Source organism: Oricola cellulosilytica, from assembly GCF_019966575.1.
GTDB classification, from domain to species: domain Bacteria; phylum Pseudomonadota; class Alphaproteobacteria; order Rhizobiales; family Rhizobiaceae; genus Oricola; species Oricola cellulosilytica.
On record NZ_JAINFK010000001.1, the window covers coordinates 85,325 to 103,498 of the forward strand.

17 protein-coding genes and 1 riboswitch are annotated in these 18,174 nt (G+C 62.5%); of the genes, 8 read left to right on the forward strand and 9 right to left on the reverse strand.

The genetic code is table 11. The features are described 5' to 3' along the window. The first annotated feature begins 27 nt into the window (after positions 1–27). Positions 28–1,662 (forward strand): chaperonin GroEL, encoded by a 1,635-nt coding sequence (gene groL / locus LC298_RS00385; protein WP_131565664.1) that lies wholly within the window; start codon positions 28–30, stop codon positions 1,660–1,662. A 178-nt stretch (positions 1,663–1,840) separates the two neighbouring features. Next, positions 1,841–3,451, forward strand: a complete 1,611-nt coding sequence (locus LC298_RS00390; RefSeq protein WP_131565662.1) for a SulP family inorganic anion transporter — start codon at positions 1,841–1,843, stop codon at positions 3,449–3,451. Positions 3,452–3,516: 65 nt separating this feature from the next. Here LC298_RS00390 and LC298_RS00395 read toward each other — a convergent pair whose 3' ends face one another. Further along, on the reverse strand, positions 3,517–3,981 hold the full coding sequence (locus LC298_RS00395; protein ID WP_131565661.1) for a DsrE family protein: 465 nt from the start codon (positions 3,979–3,981) through the stop codon (positions 3,517–3,519). Positions 3,982–4,120: 139 nt separating this feature from the next. Next, entirely contained in the window at positions 4,121–5,365 is a 1,245-nt protein-coding gene (locus tag LC298_RS00400) for a PhnD/SsuA/transferrin family substrate-binding protein (RefSeq protein ID WP_131565659.1), read from the reverse strand. Positions 5,366–5,491: 126 nt separating this feature from the next. Between LC298_RS00400 and LC298_RS00405 the strand changes: the two genes are divergently transcribed. The 3 genes from LC298_RS00405 to LC298_RS00415 all read left to right on the forward strand — a co-directional run bounded on the left by LC298_RS00405 (position 5,492) and on the right by LC298_RS00415 (position 7,947). Continuing rightward, entirely contained in the window at positions 5,492–5,926 is a 435-nt protein-coding gene (locus LC298_RS00405) for a universal stress protein (protein WP_131565657.1), read from the forward strand. A 103-nt stretch (positions 5,927–6,029) separates the two neighbouring features. Further along, a complete protein-coding gene (gene fumC, locus LC298_RS00410) occupies positions 6,030–7,415 on the forward strand; it encodes a class II fumarate hydratase (protein WP_131565655.1) in 1,386 nt (461 codons plus the stop codon). A gap of 133 nt (positions 7,416–7,548) precedes the next feature. Next, on the forward strand, positions 7,549–7,947 hold the full coding sequence (locus LC298_RS00415) for a DoxX family protein (RefSeq protein WP_131565654.1): 399 nt from the start codon (positions 7,549–7,551) through the stop codon (positions 7,945–7,947). Positions 7,948–7,994: 47 nt separating this feature from the next. On the opposite strand, the gene hisG is transcribed toward LC298_RS00415, so the two are convergent. The 3 genes from hisG to hisS are packed head-to-tail and all read right to left on the reverse strand — an operon-like array spanning position 7,995 to position 11,375. Beyond that, positions 7,995–8,711, reverse strand: a complete 717-nt coding sequence (hisG, locus tag LC298_RS00420; protein ID WP_131565652.1) for an ATP phosphoribosyltransferase — start codon at positions 8,709–8,711, stop codon at positions 7,995–7,997. Beyond that, on the reverse strand, positions 8,708–9,823 hold the full coding sequence (locus LC298_RS00425; RefSeq protein WP_131565650.1) for an ATP phosphoribosyltransferase regulatory subunit: 1,116 nt from the start codon (positions 9,821–9,823) through the stop codon (positions 8,708–8,710). Before LC298_RS00425 ends, hisG begins: the two co-directional genes overlap by 4 nt. A 10-nt stretch (positions 9,824–9,833) precedes the next feature. Then, positions 9,834–11,375: a histidine--tRNA ligase gene (gene hisS, locus LC298_RS00430; RefSeq protein WP_131565648.1), complete on the reverse strand. Its 1,542-nt coding sequence runs from the start codon at positions 11,373–11,375 to the stop codon at positions 9,834–9,836. An 88-nt stretch (positions 11,376–11,463) separates the two neighbouring features. Next, positions 11,464–11,657, forward strand: a riboswitch (cobalamin riboswitch). Positions 11,658–11,706: 49 nt separating this feature from the next. On the opposite strand from hisS, the gene bluB reads away from it, so the two are divergent. Beyond that, the gene (bluB, locus tag LC298_RS00435; protein ID WP_131565927.1) at positions 11,707–12,393 is read left to right on the forward strand and encodes a 5,6-dimethylbenzimidazole synthase; all 687 of its coding nucleotides are present in this window, start codon (positions 11,707–11,709) and stop codon (positions 12,391–12,393) included. Between the two features lie 592 nt (positions 12,394–12,985). After that, positions 12,986–13,582: a CopM family metallochaperone gene (copM, locus tag LC298_RS00440; protein WP_223385477.1), complete on the forward strand. Its 597-nt coding sequence runs from the start codon at positions 12,986–12,988 to the stop codon at positions 13,580–13,582. A 65-nt stretch (positions 13,583–13,647) separates the two neighbouring features. Here copM and LC298_RS00445 read toward each other — a convergent pair whose 3' ends face one another. The 3 genes from LC298_RS00445 to LC298_RS00455 all read right to left on the reverse strand — a co-directional run bounded on the left by LC298_RS00445 (position 13,648) and on the right by LC298_RS00455 (position 15,781). Then, entirely contained in the window at positions 13,648–14,103 is a 456-nt protein-coding gene (locus tag LC298_RS00445; RefSeq protein WP_131565646.1) for a BA14K family protein, read from the reverse strand. A gap of 436 nt (positions 14,104–14,539) precedes the next feature. After that, a complete protein-coding gene (locus LC298_RS00450) occupies positions 14,540–15,037 on the reverse strand; it encodes a BA14K family protein (RefSeq protein WP_223385478.1) in 498 nt (165 codons plus the stop codon). Between the two features lie 114 nt (positions 15,038–15,151). After that, the gene (locus tag LC298_RS00455; RefSeq protein WP_131565644.1) at positions 15,152–15,781 is read right to left on the reverse strand and encodes a DNA-3-methyladenine glycosylase I; all 630 of its coding nucleotides are present in this window, start codon (positions 15,779–15,781) and stop codon (positions 15,152–15,154) included. Between the two features lie 205 nt (positions 15,782–15,986). Here LC298_RS00455 and LC298_RS00460 point away from each other — a divergent pair, with 205 nt between their 5' ends. Beyond that, on the forward strand, positions 15,987–16,745 hold the full coding sequence (locus tag LC298_RS00460; RefSeq protein ID WP_131565642.1) for a L,D-transpeptidase: 759 nt from the start codon (positions 15,987–15,989) through the stop codon (positions 16,743–16,745). 63 nt (positions 16,746–16,808) lie between these two features. Here LC298_RS00460 and glcF read toward each other — a convergent pair whose 3' ends face one another. Continuing rightward, the gene (gene glcF / locus LC298_RS00465; RefSeq protein ID WP_131565640.1) at positions 16,809–18,155 is read right to left on the reverse strand and encodes a glycolate oxidase subunit GlcF; all 1,347 of its coding nucleotides are present in this window, start codon (positions 18,153–18,155) and stop codon (positions 16,809–16,811) included. Positions 18,156–18,174 lie beyond the last annotated feature (19 nt).

The window sequence follows — 18,174 nt, forward strand, 5'->3', positions numbered from 1 at the left end:
TGGGCGGCAAGCCCGGGAGATCAACCAATGGCAGCTAAAGAAGTAAAATTCAGCCGCAGCGCGCGTGAGCGCATGCTGGCAGGCGTCAACATTCTTGCAGACGCAGTGAAAGTCACGCTGGGCCCGAAAGGCCGCAACGTGGTTATCGACAAGTCGTTCGGCGCACCGCGCATCACCAAGGACGGCGTCACCGTCGCCAAGGAAATCGAACTTGAGGACAAGTTCGAGAACATGGGCGCGCAGATGCTGCGCGAAGTCGCCTCGAAAACCAACGACATTGCAGGTGACGGCACCACCACCGCGACCGTTCTGGCGCAGTCGATCGTTCAGGAAGGCCACAAGGCCGTTGCGGCGGGCATGAACCCGATGGACCTCAAGCGCGGCATCGACCTCGCAGTCGCCGAAGTCGTCGCTGAGCTTCAGAAGAAGGCCAACAAGATCAACACTTCGGAAGAAGTCGCACAGGTCGGCACCATCTCTGCAAACGGCGAAGAAGAAATCGGCAAGATGATCGCCGAAGCCATGCAGAAGGTCGGCAACGAGGGTGTCATCACGGTCGAGGAAGCCAAGACCGCCGAGACCGAACTCGAAGTCGTCGAAGGCATGCAGTTCGACCGCGGCTACCTGTCGCCCTACTTCGTGACCAATCCGGAAAAGATGGTCGCCGAACTCGAAGATCCGTACATCCTTCTGCACGAGAAGAAGCTCTCCAACCTGCAGGCGATGCTTCCGGTTCTGGAGTCGGTGGTACAGTCCTCGCGTCCGCTTCTCATCATCGCTGAAGACGTCGAAGGCGAAGCGCTCGCCACTCTCGTCGTCAACAAGCTGCGCGGCGGCCTGAAGATCGCTGCTGTCAAGGCACCGGGCTTCGGCGACCGCCGCAAGGCAATGCTCGAAGACATCGCGATTCTGACCGGCGGTCAGGTGATTTCCGAAGATCTTGGCATCAAGCTCGAGAACGTCACGCTCGACATGCTCGGCACTGCCAAGAAAGTGTCGATCACCAAGGAAAACACCACGATCGTCGATGGCGCAGGCAAAAAGTCCGAGATCGAGGGCCGCGTTGGCCAGATCAAGGGCCAGATCGAGGAAACCACTTCCGATTACGACCGCGAAAAGCTGCAGGAACGTCTTGCCAAGCTCGCTGGCGGCGTTGCCGTGATCCGCGTCGGCGGTGCGACGGAAGTCGAAGTGAAAGAGAAGAAGGACCGCGTCGACGACGCGCTGAACGCAACGCGCGCAGCCGTTGAAGAAGGCATCGTTCCCGGCGGTGGCACCGCCCTTCTGCTGGCCGCAAAGGCGCTTTCCGCCAAGGGCGCCAACGCCGATCAGGAAGCCGGCATCAAGATCGTTCGCCGCGCGCTGCAGGCTCCGGCCCGTCAGATCGCATCGAACGCCGGCGAGGAAGCGTCGATCGTTGCCGGCAAGATCGCCGACCAGTCGTCAGACACCTACGGCTTCAACGCCCAGACAGGCGAGTATGGCGACATGATCAAGATGGGCATCGTGGACCCGGTGAAGGTGGTGCGCACCGCACTGCAGGACGCCGCATCGATCGCCGGTCTGCTGATCACGACCGAAGCCATGGTTGCCGAGCTGCCGAAGAAGGAAGCTGCGGCTCCGGCAATGCCCGACATGGGCGGCATGGGCGGCATGATGTAAGCCACGCGCTTACACCAACGCGGTTTCAAAGGCGGGGCTTCGGCTCCGCCTTTTTCTTGGTCATGGCTGTCCGCCGCCCGCTTTTTCTTCTGGGGCATGGCTCCTATGCGCAGCGCCCGGTTGCATTGCCTCGCTAAATCGGTTCAAAGAACCAAACTCATTCAATGGATCGAGATTTATGACACGCGCGACCCTCGCTGCGCTCGCCGGACGTTTGCCATTCGCCGGCGGAAGCATTCCCTCGGCGCCGAAATTCAGTTTCCCGATGCTCAAGACCGAATTACTGTCGGGACTGACCGTAGCGCTCGCTCTGGTGCCGGAAGCGGTCGCCTTCGCTTTCGTTGCCGGTGTCCATCCGCTTGTCGGTCTTTATGCAGCCTTCTTGGTGGGTCTCATCACTTCTGTCTTCGGCGGTCGGCCGGGCATGATTTCCGGCGCGACCGGCGCGCTTGCCGTCGTGATGGTTTCGCTCGTTGCCACTCATGGCGTCGAATACCTCTTCGCCACAGTGGTTCTGATGGGTATCCTGCAGGTGCTGGCCGGTATCTTCCGGCTCGGCAAGTTCATCCGGCTCGTCCCACACCCTGTCATGCTCGGCTTCGTCAACGGCTTGGCCATCGTCATCTTCCTTGCGCAACTGAGCCAGTTCAAGGTGCCGGGCGCCGACGGCTCGATGACATGGATGAGCGGCTGGCCTCTAGTGGCGATGCTCGGCCTTGTCGCGGCGACCATGGCAATCATCTGGGTGATGCCGAAAATCACCAACGCCGTTCCCGCCCCCTTGGCAGGTATCGGGGTCATCGCGGTGATCGTCATTGCCTTCGGGATCGACGTGCCGCGCGTCGGCGACCTGGCCTCGATCGAAGGAGGCTTGCCCTCCTTCCATCTGCCGGGCGTTCCGCTAACGTTCGAAACGCTCGAGATCATTCTGCCCTATGCAGTCATCCTCGCGGCAATCGGCCTGATCGAAAGCCTGCTCACACTCAACCTGGTCGGTGAAATCACCGGCCAGCGCGGCGGGGCTTCACGAGAATGCTTGGCGCAGGGCGCCGCGAACGTGGTCACCGGATTTTTCGGCGGCATGGGCGGCTGCGCGATGATCGGCCAATCGATGATCAACGTAAAATCCGGTGGGCGGACGCGCCTCTCCGGCATCTCCGCGGCGATGTTTCTCTTGACGTTCATTCTGGTTGGATCGTCCGTCATTGAACAGATACCGCTGGCTGCACTGGTCGGCGTTATGTTCATGGTGGTGATCGGTACATTCGCCTGGCAGACGCTCAAGATCATGCGGCGGATTCCATTGACCGACGCCATGGTCATCGTGCTCGTGACTGTTGTGACCGTGCTCAGCGACCTCGCCGTCGCGGTCGTCGTCGGCGTGATTGTCTCGGCTTTGGCGTATGCGTGGAACAATGCGACCCGTATCCATGCAAAGGCGCATGTCACTCCGGAAGGGGCGCGGGTTTATCAGATCGAGGGACCATTGTTCTTCGGCTCAACGGACGGATTTGCCGAGCTCTTCAACCCTGCAGAGGATCCGGATGTCGTGGTTGTCGATTTCATGAACAGCCGCGTCGTGGATCAATCCGCATTGCAGGCGATCGAGGACCTTGCGCTGAAATACGAGGCACTCGGCAAGACGCTGACACTGCGCCATCTGTCCCACGATTGTCACCGTCTACTCAATCGCGCGGGACAGTTGATGATCGAGTCGGACGACGATCCGGAATACGGCCTGGCCGTGGATTATTCGGTGAGGACCGGTGCGTTCGGCGGCGCTCACTAGCGCTACACTCCACAGGGGGTGGCCTTTGCCGCCCCCCTGTCCCGCAGCCCGTGAAATCGTTCATTTCAGGGCTTGATATAGGTGTATCCCATCTGTTGGAGCCGCGACAATTCGGCAACGCCTGACGGGACGATATCGTCTTCCCACACTTCGAAGAGATCGGTATTATAGTCGATTTTGCGGCCAGTCAGCGTGTTGTTGCAAACACTAAAGCTAACGTTCTGTGACTTCAGGCTGGTGACGTCCATCTGAAGCTTCTCATTTGCGACCGCGTTCTTGAGCAGGCCGACGCCATTGCCATGGAGGACGACCTTGAGTTCCAGGTTGTCTGCACCCACCGCGTTGATATGATTCTGAATGTTGCGCATCGCCCCGCGATAAGCCTTGTCGTCTTCACCGCCATTGTAGTTGATGTGATAGACGACTTTTTGTTTTCCGTACCGCTCACCAGCGCTCGCCACGGACGTCAGTACACCGGCGAGCATTGCCGCCGAGGCCACAATCGCGGCGAACTTTATCAAGAACTTCATCGGATTCCTCCCGTTTGAGAAGCGGCGTCCTCCAACGCCGCGGGAACCCAATGATTTCCTTGATGCCTACGTTCACGCTAGCTGGGGCGATGATCGGGATAACCCGGGGTATACCCCGGGTCTGTTCGTCTTCACCCGCTCATGAAATGGCGTTGCTTGCCTTGCGGATCAGCTCGGCCATATTGTGGGCCTCGTACTTCCGCATCAGGTGACTTCGATGAAATTCGACGGTTTTGGGGCTTATGCCGAGGTCACGCGCGATTTCCTTGGTGGTCATTCCGGTGGCGACAAGGGAAAGGATCTCGCTCTCGCGGGGCGTGAGCCGCACACCCTCTGCGGCAAAGGGTGCCTCCCGGTGCTCTCCGGATGTACTGTCCCGTCTCCGCGACCACACCCATCCGAGGAACGCTAGCGCGAAAACACTTCCAATCACGAGCATGTAAAGCGAAACAGGCGGCTGGCGGGCGCCTTTGCCGCCGTCACGTGCCGCGTCCACCGTTTCGAGCAGCCGACGCACTGCGGCATCCGAAGGAACTGTTGTCCATCCGCCGTAATTGCCCAGCTTCAACGCCGGATGATGGTCGGGAAGGCGAAGCAGGGTAATGGCAACGTCTCTGCGCTCGGGCTCCGGCACATTGTCGGTAGCCGAGAATATCCACTCGGGGACCAACACCGTCGAAAGGGACAGTTCAAATCCCGGAACCCGCAACGGATTCAAAATGCGGACATCCTCTGCTTCCAGTTCTCCGAAATTGATCGCAGCCTCGAGAATGCCCGTTCGTACAGTCCCCGCATCGGCACGCCCTTCGAGAACCGCGTCGACGATTGCGCTCTGCGGAAATCCGAGAAAAGCTACCGATGCTATGTCGCGCCACGGGTCTACGCCGTTTCGCAGCAGCATGTCGGCTGCGATCTCGAAACCGCCGAAGGCGTCCGGCGCCACGGCTGCAAGCTTGGCGCCCTTGAGGTCGGCCAAGGTCGTAATGTCGGCGCGGTCTGATCGAACGAATATGACGGCTCCGAACCGGTTGCCGGTGCGAGCGACACCGGCCCGGTCTGTCCGCAGTGCCGCGATGGGCGACAGGCGGAACTGCTCCTCCAACCGAAAGAGATGCCCCGGATTCGTGAACAGGTAATCGATTTCGCCGTCGGCAAGGGATGAGCGTACACCGTCAAGTGACAGGGGGACGACCTCCAGATTACGCGAAATCGCTTCGGAGACAGCGTCCAGGGTCGGCTGCCAGCGCTTCATCGCCGCCTCGTCGCCGCGATGGGCCAGAATGCCCACCCTGCGCAGCGACTGTTCGTGGTCCTGAGCTGACACATGACCGATTGCGCAATTGCCGAACATCGCCAATAAGACAGCAATCGCCTGACGAAGCATTCGTATTCCTCCATGGTCGTCAATGTTGCTTGCGGCGGAAAAGGTTGTCCAGCCGGACCATGATCCACGTCAACGCGCGGGCCTGACTTGAGTGCCAAGTTCGGGCAGAGAAAACCGGAGGACACCATGTTCAAGTCGATACTTCTTGCCTATGACGGATCGGACCACGCGCGCGAAGCGCTGGCCGTCGCCTGCGACCTGACGAAAAAATACGACGCGAAGCTGCGCATCGTGCACACGCCGCAAGCTGTCGCCGACACGCTGATCGTGGGGTACACGGCGGTACCGGTCCCTCCGACCAAGGAAGAACTTGAAAAAGCGGGACGCGAGGTTATCGGCGCGGCGGAGTCCGGCGCGCGCGAGCATGGCGTCGCCAGCTTCACCAGCGACCTCGTCAGCGGCGATCCCGCTCACGCGATCGTCGATCAGGCCAAGGCGGTCGACGCCGACCTCATCGTCATGGGGCGGCGCGGTCTCGGCAGTCTGAGGGGTCTTCTGGTGGGCAGCACCACAACGAAGGTCTGCCAGCTCGCGCCATGCGCGGTTCTCACGGTGAAATAGCGGTCTTTCGCGCCGCACCGGCTGCCGGAACCCCTCGACTCCCTGTATGGATTCTCGCTGAGCGCGAGCTTACTACCGGACCGGACGACACAGGGAGCAAGGCATGACGGACAAGAAGCGCATCGAAACCGACACGATGGGCGCTGTCGACGTACCTGCAGACCGCTATTGGGGAGCCCAGACCCAGCGCTCGCTCGCTAATTTTCCGATCGGCACCGAGAAAATGCCGATTGCGCTGATCCACGCGCTCGGCGTCGTGAAGCAGGCGGCCGCGCGCGCGAATGTGGAACTGGGCGTCTTGGACGGGGAAATCGGCGAGGCCATCGGGAAGGCAGCGGCGGAAGTCGCCAACGGCGCGCTCGACGATCACTTTCCCCTCGCCGTCTGGCAGACCGGATCGGGCACTCAGTCCAACATGAATACCAACGAGGTGATCGCCAACCGGGCGATCGAATTGCTGGGCGGCGAGATCGGCTCCAAATCACCGGTTCACCCGAACGACCACGTCAACCGCAGCCAGTCGTCCAACGACACCTTTCCGACGGCCATGCATATCGCGGCGGTCACAGAGACCGAACAGCGTTTCGTTCCGGCGATCAGGCACATGATTGCTGCGCTTGGCGAAAAGGAGGAAGCATTCTCCGGTATCGTCAAGATCGGCCGCACCCACACGCAGGACGCAACACCGCTGACGCTCGGCCAGGAATTTTCCGGTTATCGCGCGGCGCTCGATGCCGGGCTGAAGCGCGTCGAGCAGGGGCTCGACGGCGTCCGGCTTCTCGCCCAGGGCGGCACTGCGGTCGGGACCGGCCTGAACGCGCCCGACGGATTCGCGGAGAAATTCGCAGAGGCTGTCAGCGATATTACGGGGCTGTCGTTTACGACCGCGCCCAACAAGTTCGACGCGCTTGCCGGGCACGGGGCACTGGCCGCGTTCCACGGCGGGTTGAACGCCCTTGCCGCCGATCTCTTCAAGGTCGCCAACGACATCCGCTTCCTCGGCTCCGGGCCGCGTTCAGGTCTCGGCGAACTGAGCCTGCCGGCAAACGAACCCGGCTCGTCGATCATGCCCGGCAAGGTCAATCCGACACAGGCCGAGGCGCTGACGATGGTTGCCACCCGTGTCATGGGAAATCACGCCACCGTGTCCTTTGCCGCCAGCCAGGGCCATTTCGAACTCAACGTGTTCAAACCGGTCATCGCTGATGCGGTCCTGCAATCGATCCGTATCCTCGCCGATGCGGCGATCTCGTTTACCGACCGCTGTGTCGCCGGCATCGAAGCCAACGAGGAGCGCATAGCCGATCTCGTCGAACGCTCGCTGATGCTGGTCACGGCACTTGCTCCGCATATCGGCTACGACGCGGCGGCGGCGATCGCCAAATCCGCGCACAAGAACGGCACCACCCTGCGCGAGGAGGCCATCGCCAGCGGCCATGTCAGCGGTGAGGATTTCGACCGTATCGTCCGACCCGAGAAGATGGTGTGACGGGACTCCTGTAAACGATCTCCACCGTTTCGTTCATCGATTGGAGACATGTTGTTCAACATACAACGGCTTGTGGCCGCACGGGGCATCGCTAGATAGGCGGCTAGTTCAACCCCTTGCAAAGGACACGGTCATGTCCACCTCACTCACTCTGCTTTTCGCCCGCATCCTGCTGTCCGTCATCTTCATCACGGCCGGCGTTCAGAAACTTTTCGGTATCGAAGGCACCGCCGGATACATAGCCTCCGTCGGTCTGCCGGCTGCGACGTTGCTGGCCTGGGCCGCCGCGATTTTCGAAGTCGTCGCCGGTATCGCCATCCTGATCGGCTTCCGCACCCGTGAGACGGCATGGCTCATCGCCGGTTTCACCCTGTTCACCGGCTTCATCTTCCACTTCCAGCCGGAAGACCAGATGCAGATGATCAGCTTCATGAAAAACCTTGCGATAGCGGGCGGTTTCCTTGCGCTGTCCGTGGCATCGCCCGGCCCGTGGTCGCTCGACGCGCGCCGCTCGTCACACGTCCCGGCCTGAACGGTCCAAATCGCTGTAGCTTCAAGCCGCGCTGTTAGGACTTCCGATCAGCGCGGTTTCCCATTTTTTTCCAGGGCACCGGCCATTTCGCTGATCGCGGCTTTCCTTGCCGGCGATAGCGACTCGAGCTTCGGCGCAAAAAGGCACGCCTCCGACCGGAGGATGACGCCGTCGCTCAATATCTTGAGGTGATTGGCCTTCAGGGTCGATCCGGTGGAGGTTATGTCAACGATCACGTCGGCCTGTCCCGCAGCCGGAGCGCCCTCGGTCGCCCCGAGACTCTCGATGATGCGGTAGAGCTGGATGCCGTGCGTTTGCGAAAAATGCTGCTGCGTCAGGCGCCAGTATTTCGTGGCGATGCGCAACCGGCGGCCATGGCGCTGGCGGAAGTCGGCCGCGACGACGCCGAGATCGGCCATGGTGTCGACGTCGAACCAGGGTTCGGGAACCGCGACCACGACATCGGCTTGCCCAAATCCCAGACCGAGCAGCCTGTCGATGCGGTCGTGGCTGTCAGGCAGGCCTTCGCGCACCAGATCCTCGCCGGTGATGCCGAGGTCGATGTTTCCCGAACCGAGTTCGCGGGCGATCTCCGACGCCGACAGGAAGGCAACCTCGATTTCCGGCCTGCCAGCGACGGTGGTGCGATAGGAACGCGCATCCTTCGGCGGTGCGACCGGATACCCGGCATATTCGAGGCGTGCCAATGCCTCATCGCGGAGGCGGCCCTTGGAGGGAACGGCAATGGAAAAGCCGGTGCTCATCCCTGCCCCCTTGCCGCGGCGACGCGGTCGAGCCAGACGGAAAAGCCAACACCCGGCACCGGCTCCTCGGCGCCGAGCATTGTCAGCAAGCGGTCGTAACGGCCCCCGCCCGCCAGAATCGCTCCGTCGGGCGCGGTGATCTCGTAGACAAGCGCGGTGTAGTAGTCGAGGGGGCGCCCGAACGCCGCGTCGTAAGTCACCGCATCCATGTCGACACCGGCATCCTGCATCGCGCCTTCGCGGGCGGCAAACGCGGAAATCACCTCGCCGAGCGCCAGCCCATGCGCCGCGCCGAAATCGCTCAGCGCGCCGACCGCCTTGGCGACTGGGGCGCGAAGCGCGAGAAACGCCCGTAAAACGGCGAGCGCCGACTCGTCGGGGGCCACCGTCGCCGCCTCGAAGCGGGCCATCAGCCGGTCCGCGATCTCTTCGGCGTCGCGCCCTCCGCTCTCTTCGAGGCCGGCGATGCGCAAGCGCATGCGAAGCGCGTTGAGGAGCGCGCCGCGGTCCCTGGCTTCGGCGGGCTCGAGAATATCGGCAGGCAGTTCGGGAACGGGCGCGGGAACGGAAAGCGCGTCCAGCGCCGTCTTGATCTTGCCGTGATCGCCGAATGCGTGGGCAAGGCGCAACGCCCACGCCTTGGGAAGACCCAGCCCGCCGATGACGGCATTGAAGACCGCCTGATCGCCAAGCGTCACCGCCGCATGCTTCTTCACGCCAAGCGCCTGAAGAACGGAAAGCGCGTCGGCAACCGAGCGCGCATCCGCATCATCGCGGTCGCCATCGCCGATGTCCTCGATCCCCGCCTGCAGGAACTCGTTGGACCCGGCGCGCCGCTGCCGAAACACGGTGCCGACGTAACCGTAACGCCGAGGGCCGTATCCGCCGCCGATGTGCATCAGGCAAACCGGGATCGTGAATTCCGGCCGCAGGCACAGCGTTTCGCCCGTTTCGCTTTCCGACAGGAAAATGCGGCGGCGCAGTTCCTCGCCCGCGGTGTCGAGAAACGGATCGGCCGGCTGCAGCACCGGCACGTCCACGCGGTCCGCGCCCAATTCGGCGAGGATCGTCTCGATATCCGCACGGGCGGAAAAGGAACGAAGCGGGTTCATGGCCTTGCCGTCAGCCGCCCTTGGCCCGGTCTTCGGCCTGTTCGCCGAGCATCCGGACGATTTCGGGGACGATGTCGGCCTCGGCGACCTCGACCTGCGCGGGGCGGCTTTCCCGCCAGGTGACGTTGTCTGCGATCTCGCCCGACAAACGCTTGCCCTCGATCAGGTCCTTGATCTGAACGATGCCCTTTTCGCGCTCGTCCGACCCCTGGATGATCGCCAGCGGGCAGCCACGCCGGTCGGCATATTTGAGCTGGTTGCCGAACTTCTTCCAGTTGCCCTGATACATCTCGGCGCGAACGCCGGCATTGCGCAGGTCCTGCGCAAACTTCTGATAACGGCCCATGGCTTCAGTATCGCCGTCCATGACGGTGACGAGCACCGGTGCGACGACGTCCTCCTGCCCGAACTTGCCGAGATTCTTCAGCGCCGTCATCAGGCGCGAGACGCCGATGGAAAAGCCGGTCGCCGGCACATCCTGCCCGGTGAAGCGCTTGACGAGCCCGTCATAGCGGCCCCCGCCGCCGACCGAGCCAAACTGCACCGTCTCGCCCTTCTCGTTGGTCACGTCGAAAAGAAGTTCCGCCTCATAGACCGGCCCGGTGTAATATTCGAGGCCGCGGACGACAGAGGGGTCGATCTTGATGCGGTCATTGTCGTAACCGGAAGCCTGAGCCATTTGCCAGATCAGCTCAAGTTCGTCGCACCCCTTTTTAACGTGTTCTGCGTCAGGGAAGCTCCGGCGCATGTTGTCTATTGTTATTCCCCCGCCGACTCCGGATGCGCCGGACCCGGATTCGCCCCATCCGGTATAATTCAGGATTTGGTCGATGGCAGTGGCACTCAGCCCTGCCCCTGGCGTAAAATCACCGCTTTCGTCTTTCCTGCCCTCGCCCAGCAATTGCCGGACGCCCTCGATGGCGAGGCGGTCCAGCTTGTCGATGGCGCGCAGCACCGTCAGCCTTCGTCCGGCGTTTTCCTCGCCGTCAAGCCCGATGGCCTCCATCACCCCATCCAGAACCTTCCGGTTGTTCACCCGGATCACGTAGTCGCCACGCGCGATGCCGAGAGCTTCCATCGTGTCGGCCATCATCATGCACATCTCGGCGTCCGCCTGGACGCCCGGCGCGCCGACCGTGTCGGCATCGAACTGCATGAACTGGCGGAAGCGGCCCGGCCCCGGCTTCTCGTTGCGGAACACCCAGCCTGCCCGGTAGGTGCGGTACGGCAGCTGGATCTCGTTGATGTTCTCGGCGACATGGCGGGCCAGCGGCGCGGTCAGATCGTAGCGCAGGCTCATCCACTGCTCGTCATCGTCCTGCAGCGAGAACACGCCCTCGTTCGGACGGTCCTGATCGGGCAGGAACTTGCCCAGCCCGTCGGTGTATTCGAACATCGGCGTTTCGACCGGATCGAAGCCGTAACGCTCGAATACCTTGCGGATCTCGCCCACCATCTGGTCGGTCGCGCGGATGTCGGCGGGCGACCGGTCGGTGAAACCGCGCGGCAGGCGCGCCTTCAGCTTCTGCTGTTTCTTTTTCTTGTCTGCCATGGGGTTTTCCGGGGAAAAAGCGCGAAATTGCGCTTGTCCTAGACGATGACCAAACCGGCGGCAAGGGTTGCGGCACGGCTCGCCCTATGGCCTATTGCGCGCGTCTGGTGCCCGCTCCGCGGGAGAATCGGGAATCCCGTGGAATTCGGGAACGTGCCCAACGCTGTGAGGGGGACGGGACGCGCACGGGTCGAACATCGGCCCGGCCACTGGCATTGCCGGGAAGGCCGTGCGAACCGGACGATCCCAAGTCAGAAGACCGGCCAGGCAAAACAGGTTGCCCCGCGCGGACGGCGGCGCGATCGCCATCGGCATTATTGGGGATCGAATGATGCTTGACGACAAGACCCGCCACCTGACGGCGGCCGCCGCCTTTTGTGACAACGACCGCAAGGCCGTGTACCGCGCCATCGAAACCCGGCGTGACGTGCGCGATCAGTTTCTGCCCGACATGCTGCCAGACGAGCTGTTGCGCAGGCTGCTCGAAGCCGCACACCGGGCGCCTTCGGTCGGCTTCATGCAGCCCTGGGATTTCGTCGTCATCCGCGACCCAGCGCAGCGCCAACGCGTATGGGAACTGTTCCGTTCGGCAAATGACGAGGCGGCGGAGATGTTTTCCGGCGAGCGCCGCGACACCTATCGCTCGCTCAAGCTGGAGGGTATTCGCAAGGCCCCGGTCAATATTTGCGTGACGTGCGACCGCACGCGCGGCGGCGATGTCGTTCTCGGGCGCACCCACAATCTGCAGATGGACCTCTACTCGGCCGTGTGCGCCGTCCAGAACCTTTGGCTGGCGGCGCGCGCCGAGGGCGTCGGTGTCGGCTGGGTCAGCATCTACCGGGACAGCGAACTGCGCGCATTGCTCGGCATTCCGGATCACGTGGAGATCGTCGCCTATCTTTGTGCGGGCTTCGTCGATCAGTTGTACGTGGAGCCCGAACTGGCGGTGAAAGGCTGGCGCCAGCGGCTCCCGCTCGAGGATTTGATCCACGAAGACCGATGGGACGGACGGGTTTGAGCCGATCAGGCGGGATCGTTCCCGAGCTACGCAGTTGTGCCAGACCGGAAGGACACCCCGGACGAAACGTTGTCGCGCACCATGAAAAGACCACAGTCCGGTGACGAGGAACGTTGTCGCGCACCATGAAAAGACCACAGTCCGGTGACGAGGATCGCGAAAGTCCTTCCTTGTGCCGATTGCGGATAATGCGTTTCCTGTCGACCCTTCTTTTTATCGGCCTTGTCGCGCTCGCCTCACCGGCTGTCGCCGGCCAATTCACCGCGAACGCCGACCGCGGCAGCTCCGTTGGCACCGACAACGGCGACCATTCGAAACTTGCCGCCCCTGTCCTGGAAATTTCGAACCAACCGGCTTGCCAGCCCGGCCATGCGAGTTGCGCCGGTTGCCCGGTGTCAACGGTGTCGAGTGGCCGCGTGGATCGGATCAAGGCAGACCCGCAGATCCACGCCGGGATCGCAGTCGATCGATTCAGGTCCACGGACCATGTGCCGCCGGACCCGCCGCCACGCGCGTGACGCTTCCGCCTGAAAATAGCCGCGCGGCAGGTGCCGTTCGGCAAGAAATCATCTCTCAATTGAAAGTTCGTCACATGAATACGAAACAATTCGTCGCGGCGTGCGCCGCCGCCCTTCTCGTCGGTTCCGCAGCAATTGCCCAGGAGACGTCGCCCCAAACCGAGGTTCCCGCGGCGCACCACGGCGCAGCGGCGTCCGTCGACGGTGACTCTGCTCGGTCAGGTAAGATCAAGTCAAATGCAATGAACTCAGACCAGCACATGCGCCACATGGGGCAGATGATGACCCATATGAGCGCGATGATGTCCGGTATGGCATCAATGATGACCGGCGGCGGCAACATGGATATGATGGGCGGCAACGCCGGGGGCATGGAGGCCATGGCCGGCTCGATGCCAAGGCCGAAGGGCGACCAAGGCCCTTCGAGCATGGCATTCTCAGCCGCCAACGCCGACATGCACCGAGCGATGGACTTCGTCTACTCGGGCGACGCCGACGTGGATTTCGCCCGCGCGATGATCGCCCATCACGAGGGAGCCATCGCCATGGCGAAGATCGCGCTCGAACATGGCGCTGACCCCGAAATTCTCGAGTTGGCGGCCAATGTGGTTTCTGCTCAGGGACAGGAAGTCGAATTCATGAAAGCGTGGCTGGCCAAGAACGGCCAGTAAGGAGAAGGGGCCGGGCGCGCACCTGACACGCCCGGCCCCAAACTTCCCGCGGGGATTCTTTCGCCTCAATAATAGGGCGATACACACTGCTTGCGCGGCCCGTGATAGGGCTGGAACGAGTTGTCATAAGCGCGATAACTGCGGTACCGCGCATCGCACCACCGGTAGTGGGCGCGGGTCAGCCGGTAGCCGCGACGCGGAGCGTAATATCGGTGCGGGGCGTGGTAGCGCGGAGCTCCACCGCCGATGATTACCTCGAAGGTAAAGGCGGATCGCGGGAACCAGTACCCGTTGTGGCGGCGGTAGCCGTCACGGTACCGGGGATATCCCCGATGTCCGTTGTAATAGGCATACCCGCCACGACGGTGAAAACCACGCCTTTCGTGCACATCAATGACGAGATTGGACCTCGCATCCGAAACAACCGGTGCGGGGACCGCAGGGGCGGCCGCCGCAGGCATGATGCCGGAAAGCCCTATCGCTGCAGCGAGGATGGTTGAGCAGAGTGTCTTACCATGCATATCTGGACTCCTTTCGGGGGCTTTGCCCCGCTATCGTCCCTCGGGACGCTAACGCCCGCAAATGGATCGGGTTCCGTCAAGCCGGCCGCGGCTTGCGCTCCAGAGGCATCGCCAAATACCGTCTAGAACTTGCTCGAGAACCGGTGCACGACCCGGTCTCTTTTTGTCGCAGGCACACGCACCGAGGCCGATCGGTCGTCCGGGGGAGGTTTGCCATTACGCTGCAGACCGTCGGCAGGCTCTCGCCTGAGTTCGATCCCGTTGAATTCGACCAGACCGTTCTTGCGCATCAGTCCGCGCGTCGAACGGTCCGCCGGGACGAGATCGCCGGAGAGGTCAGGCGAAATAAACGGAACCCCACCGTCTGCGATGGCGGACGTCGTCAGAGGGCACCCGATCACCGCGGCTGCGACCAAGCGCCGGAGCTGGCGTCCGTTCAATATGGCGAGCGGCAGTGCCTGCGCGGGCCGTGATACGGCTGGAAGGTGTTGTCGCTGTACCGGTAGCTGCGGTAGCGGCTGTCGCACCAACGGTAATGTGACGCCGAGAGGTTCTGGTAGCGCCGCACCGGCCGCGTCTCGTAAATGAACGGGCGTGCGCGCTGGCGGTAGTAGCGGCCACGCGGGCCAATATAGACATGCACCGAAACACCCGGACCGTAGCGGTGATAGTAGCGCGGGGCGTATCTCAAACCGCGCGGACCGACATAGTTGAGGCCGCCATTGTAATAGCGGCGGTCGTAATGGCGGAATTTGCGGTAGCCTCCGCGCCGGTGGTAATAGCGGTCACCCCCGCCGGCCAGCACCAGCAGATTGTCCGCGGGCACCGATTGCGGCGGACCAGGCATGACAGGAGCGGCACGTGCCGGCAGCGGCGCCATCATGGCGACGGCTGCGAGCACCGCAACGCCGCGGAGGATGGTCTTCAGTTTCATAACAGACCTCCCGGTCAACTTGCGTGTCCCTCTATACGAAACATTAACCCAGAATTCCCTCACGCAACAATCACGTTCGCCGGACCCGGCCGCGGGTGCCGGGTGTTCGCGCCGTCATGCCGGTCGCTTGAACGCCGCGCGCGCCGCCTCGACCTCCGGCCGGCACCAGCATCCTTCGACATGATCGTTGACCAGTCCCATCGCCTGCATGAAGGCATAGACGGTCGTCGGTCCGACGAAGGACCAGCCGCGCTTCTTCAAATCCTTCGAAATCCGCGTCGAGGTCTCGGTCTTGCCCAGCGTTCTCAGCGTGGCCCAGTCGAACGTTCCCGGGCGCTGCGAGGGATCGGGCTCGTGCGACCAGAAATAGGCGGCCAGCGACCCGAACTCGTCACCCAGTTCAAGCGCCCGTCGCGCATTGTTGATGGTGGATTCGATCTTGCCGCGATGGCGAATGATCCCGGCGTCGCGAACCAGCCGTTCGACATCGTCCGGGCCGAACGCGGCGACTTTTCCGATATCGAAACTGGCAAAGGCTGCGCGGAAATTCTCGCGTTTGCGCAGGATCGTCAGCCAGGAAAGGCCCGACTGAAACCCTTCGAGGCAAAGCTTCTCGAAAAGCCGGACGTCGTCCGACACCGGACGGCCCCATTCATCGTCGTGATAGGCCCGGTAGTCATCCAGACCTCCGTGCCAGGAGCACCGCAGCCTGCCATCGGAGCCTTCAATCAATCCATCCGTCATCCAAGTCTCCCGGATCGCGATTCAGTTCCGATTCACCATTATCGGGAACCGGCAGGTAACCTTGACCCAAAATTGCCGCGCGGAATCGCAGTTTAACAGCTGGCGATTCATAAAACGGCAGCAGCGCCGAGTCATGGTCGCAACCATCTCCTGCTGACAGGGTTATGTCAGCATCCAGATGACGAACAAGTAGAGAGTACGTCACATGAAGCCGTCACGTCTGACCGCGGCGCTGGTCGCCGTTTCCGTTTTCACCGCCTTTCCCGCCCTCGGCCAGGACCGCTACGGCTCCAGGCCGCCGGTGGTTCTCAGCCCCGATCTGGCCGCCCCGTGGGTTATGCAATTGCGTCCGGGCCGGTCGATTGCCGGCCACTCAGTGCGCTCCAATGCCAGAAAGGTTCTGTTCGAGCGCCCCGCAAAACCGAGGCAGCGGTCGCTGCGCACGGTGCAGCCGCAACCTGTAGCCTTGCGCGCCCGCAACAATCCGCAGCCGGCGAATCCGGGGATCGATCCGATCTATCTGCCGCAGGAAGTCGCCTATAGCGGCCCGGAAAAGCCCGGAACGATCATCGTCGATACGAGCGACCGTTTCCTCTATTTCGTGCAGCCGAACGGCACGGCGCGACGCTACGGCGTCGGGGTCGGCAAGGAAGGCTTCAGCTGGTCCGGATCCGAGAAGATTTCCCGCAAGGCGGAATGGCCATCGTGGCGGCCTCCGGCGGAAATGATCGCCCGCGAGCGCAAGAAGGGCCGCATCCTCCCGGCATATATGGAAGGCGGGCCGCAAAATCCGCTCGGCGCGCGGGCGCTTTATCTCGGGTCGACGCTCTATCGCATACACGGGACCAACCAGCCCTGGACGATCGGCCAAGCCGTATCGTCAGGCTGTATCCGGATGCGCAACGAGGATGTGACAGAGCTCTACGCCCGCGCCAAGGTCGGCGCGAAAGTGATCGTGCGCTAAGTGCCTGCCTGACCAGAGGCGTCCCCGAGGGCGCATTCTCGCCATTTGGTAGCGGCGGCTTACCTACTCCGCCGCCGCGAGCAGCGCGTCAAACCGCGATGGCCTTGCTTCAGGCAGGCCATCGGGTTTCGCGCCACCATAGGCCCAATTCAGCAACTCAACCGTATGCAGGATCGGCAGCGACGTTCCGGAGGCGATCTGGGTGATGCAGCCGATGTTTCCCGTGGCGATCAAGTCCGGCTTGGTCGCCTCGATGTTGCGGACCTTGCGCGCTTTCAACTGCGCTGAGATTTCCGGCTGCATGATGTTGTAGGTGCCGGCCGATCCGCAGCACAGATGGCCCTCCGGCGGGTCTTTCACGGTAAACCCCGCCGCCGTGAGCAGGGCCTTCGGGGCCGTGGTGATCTTCTGACCATGTTGCATGGAACAGGCCGAATGATATGCCACCTTCAGGTTCGGCCGCACCGCCGGTTCCGGCAGCTCAATCGAGGCCAGATACTCGGTAATATCCTTCGCCAGTTCCGATACCCGTGCCGCTTTTTCCTCATAATGCGGATCGAGCCGCAGCATGTGGCCGTAATCCTTGATGGTCGTGCCGCAGCCCGATGCGGTGATGATGATCGCGTCAAGCCCGCCCTTGTCGATCTCGCGCATCCATGCATCGACATTGCGCCGCGCGTCGGCCAGGGCCTGTTCCTCGCGCCCCATGTGATGGACCAGCGCTCCGCAACACCCCTCGCCCTCGGGCACAACGACCTCGATGCCGAGCCGGGTGAGCAGGTCGATCGCCGCGGCATTGATGCCGGGTTTCAGAACGGGCTGCGCGCACCCAGTCAGGATCGCGACACGCCCTCTCCTTTCTGCCTGTGCCGGATGGCTTGCCGGCCTGGCGTATCGGGACGGTTCCTCGATATGCCCGGGCGCGAGCTCGAGCATCGCACCGAAACTCTTGAGAGGCGGGATTGCCTTGAACAGGCGGGCGAAGGGCCGCCCGAGCTGCGCGGCACGCAGAGACAGCCTGAAGCGGCCCGGATAGGGAAGCACCAGCGCAAGAATGTTGCGGGTGAGCTGATCGAAAAACGGCCGCTTGTAAGTTTTCTCGATGTGGGCGCGGGCGTGGTCCACCAGATGCATGTAGTTCACCCCAGACGGACAAGTCGTCATGCAGGCAAGGCACGACAGGCAACGGTCAATGTGGGTGACTACCTTCTCGTCGGCTGGCCTGTCATTTTCCAGCATATCCTTGATCAGGTAGATGCGGCCGCGCGGACTGTCGAGTTCGTTGCCGAGGGTCACATAGGTGGGGCACGTCGCCGTGCAGAACCCGCAATGCACGCAAGTGCGCAGAATCTTTTCGGATTCGGCAACGCCGGGATCCCGCAACTGTTCGGGCGTGAAACTGGTCTGCATGGCAACGATTCTTTCGGAG

Bases quoted from the DNA above. Each gene is read 5' to 3' on its own strand.
- LC298_RS00460 (WP_131565642.1), top strand. From the start codon at position 15,987: ATGAAGCCGTCACGTCTGACCGCGGCGCTGGTCGCCGTTTCCGTTTTC.
- groL (WP_131565664.1), top strand. From the start codon at position 28: ATGGCAGCTAAAGAAGTAAAATTCAGCCGCAGCGCGCGTGAGCGCATG.
- LC298_RS00450 (WP_223385478.1), bottom strand. From the start codon at position 15,037: ATGAAACTGAAGACCATCCTCCGCGGCGTTGCGGTGCTCGCAGCCGTC.
- LC298_RS00400 (WP_131565659.1), bottom strand. From the start codon at position 5,365: ATGCTTCGTCAGGCGATTGCTGTCTTATTGGCGATGTTCGGCAATTGC.
- fumC (WP_131565655.1), top strand. From the start codon at position 6,030: ATGACGGACAAGAAGCGCATCGAAACCGACACGATGGGCGCTGTCGAC.
- LC298_RS00390 (WP_131565662.1), top strand. From the start codon at position 1,841: ATGACACGCGCGACCCTCGCTGCGCTCGCCGGACGTTTGCCATTCGCC.
- LC298_RS00425 (WP_131565650.1), bottom strand. From the start codon at position 9,823: ATGAACCCGCTTCGTTCCTTTTCCGCCCGTGCGGATATCGAGACGATC.
- glcF (WP_131565640.1), bottom strand. From the start codon at position 18,155: ATGCAGACCAGTTTCACGCCCGAACAGTTGCGGGATCCCGGCGTTGCC.
- LC298_RS00415 (WP_131565654.1), top strand. From the start codon at position 7,549: ATGTCCACCTCACTCACTCTGCTTTTCGCCCGCATCCTGCTGTCCGTC.
- LC298_RS00455 (WP_131565644.1), bottom strand. From the start codon at position 15,781: ATGACGGATGGATTGATTGAAGGCTCCGATGGCAGGCTGCGGTGCTCC.
- hisS (WP_131565648.1), bottom strand. From the start codon at position 11,375: ATGGCAGACAAGAAAAAGAAACAGCAGAAGCTGAAGGCGCGCCTGCCG.
- bluB (WP_131565927.1), top strand. From the start codon at position 11,707: ATGCTTGACGACAAGACCCGCCACCTGACGGCGGCCGCCGCCTTTTGT.
- LC298_RS00405 (WP_131565657.1), top strand. From the start codon at position 5,492: ATGTTCAAGTCGATACTTCTTGCCTATGACGGATCGGACCACGCGCGC.
- LC298_RS00445 (WP_131565646.1), bottom strand. From the start codon at position 14,103: ATGCATGGTAAGACACTCTGCTCAACCATCCTCGCTGCAGCGATAGGG.
- LC298_RS00395 (WP_131565661.1), bottom strand. From the start codon at position 3,981: ATGAAGTTCTTGATAAAGTTCGCCGCGATTGTGGCCTCGGCGGCAATG.
- hisG (WP_131565652.1), bottom strand. From the start codon at position 8,711: ATGAGCACCGGCTTTTCCATTGCCGTTCCCTCCAAGGGCCGCCTCCGC.
- copM (WP_223385477.1), top strand. From the start codon at position 12,986: ATGAATACGAAACAATTCGTCGCGGCGTGCGCCGCCGCCCTTCTCGTC.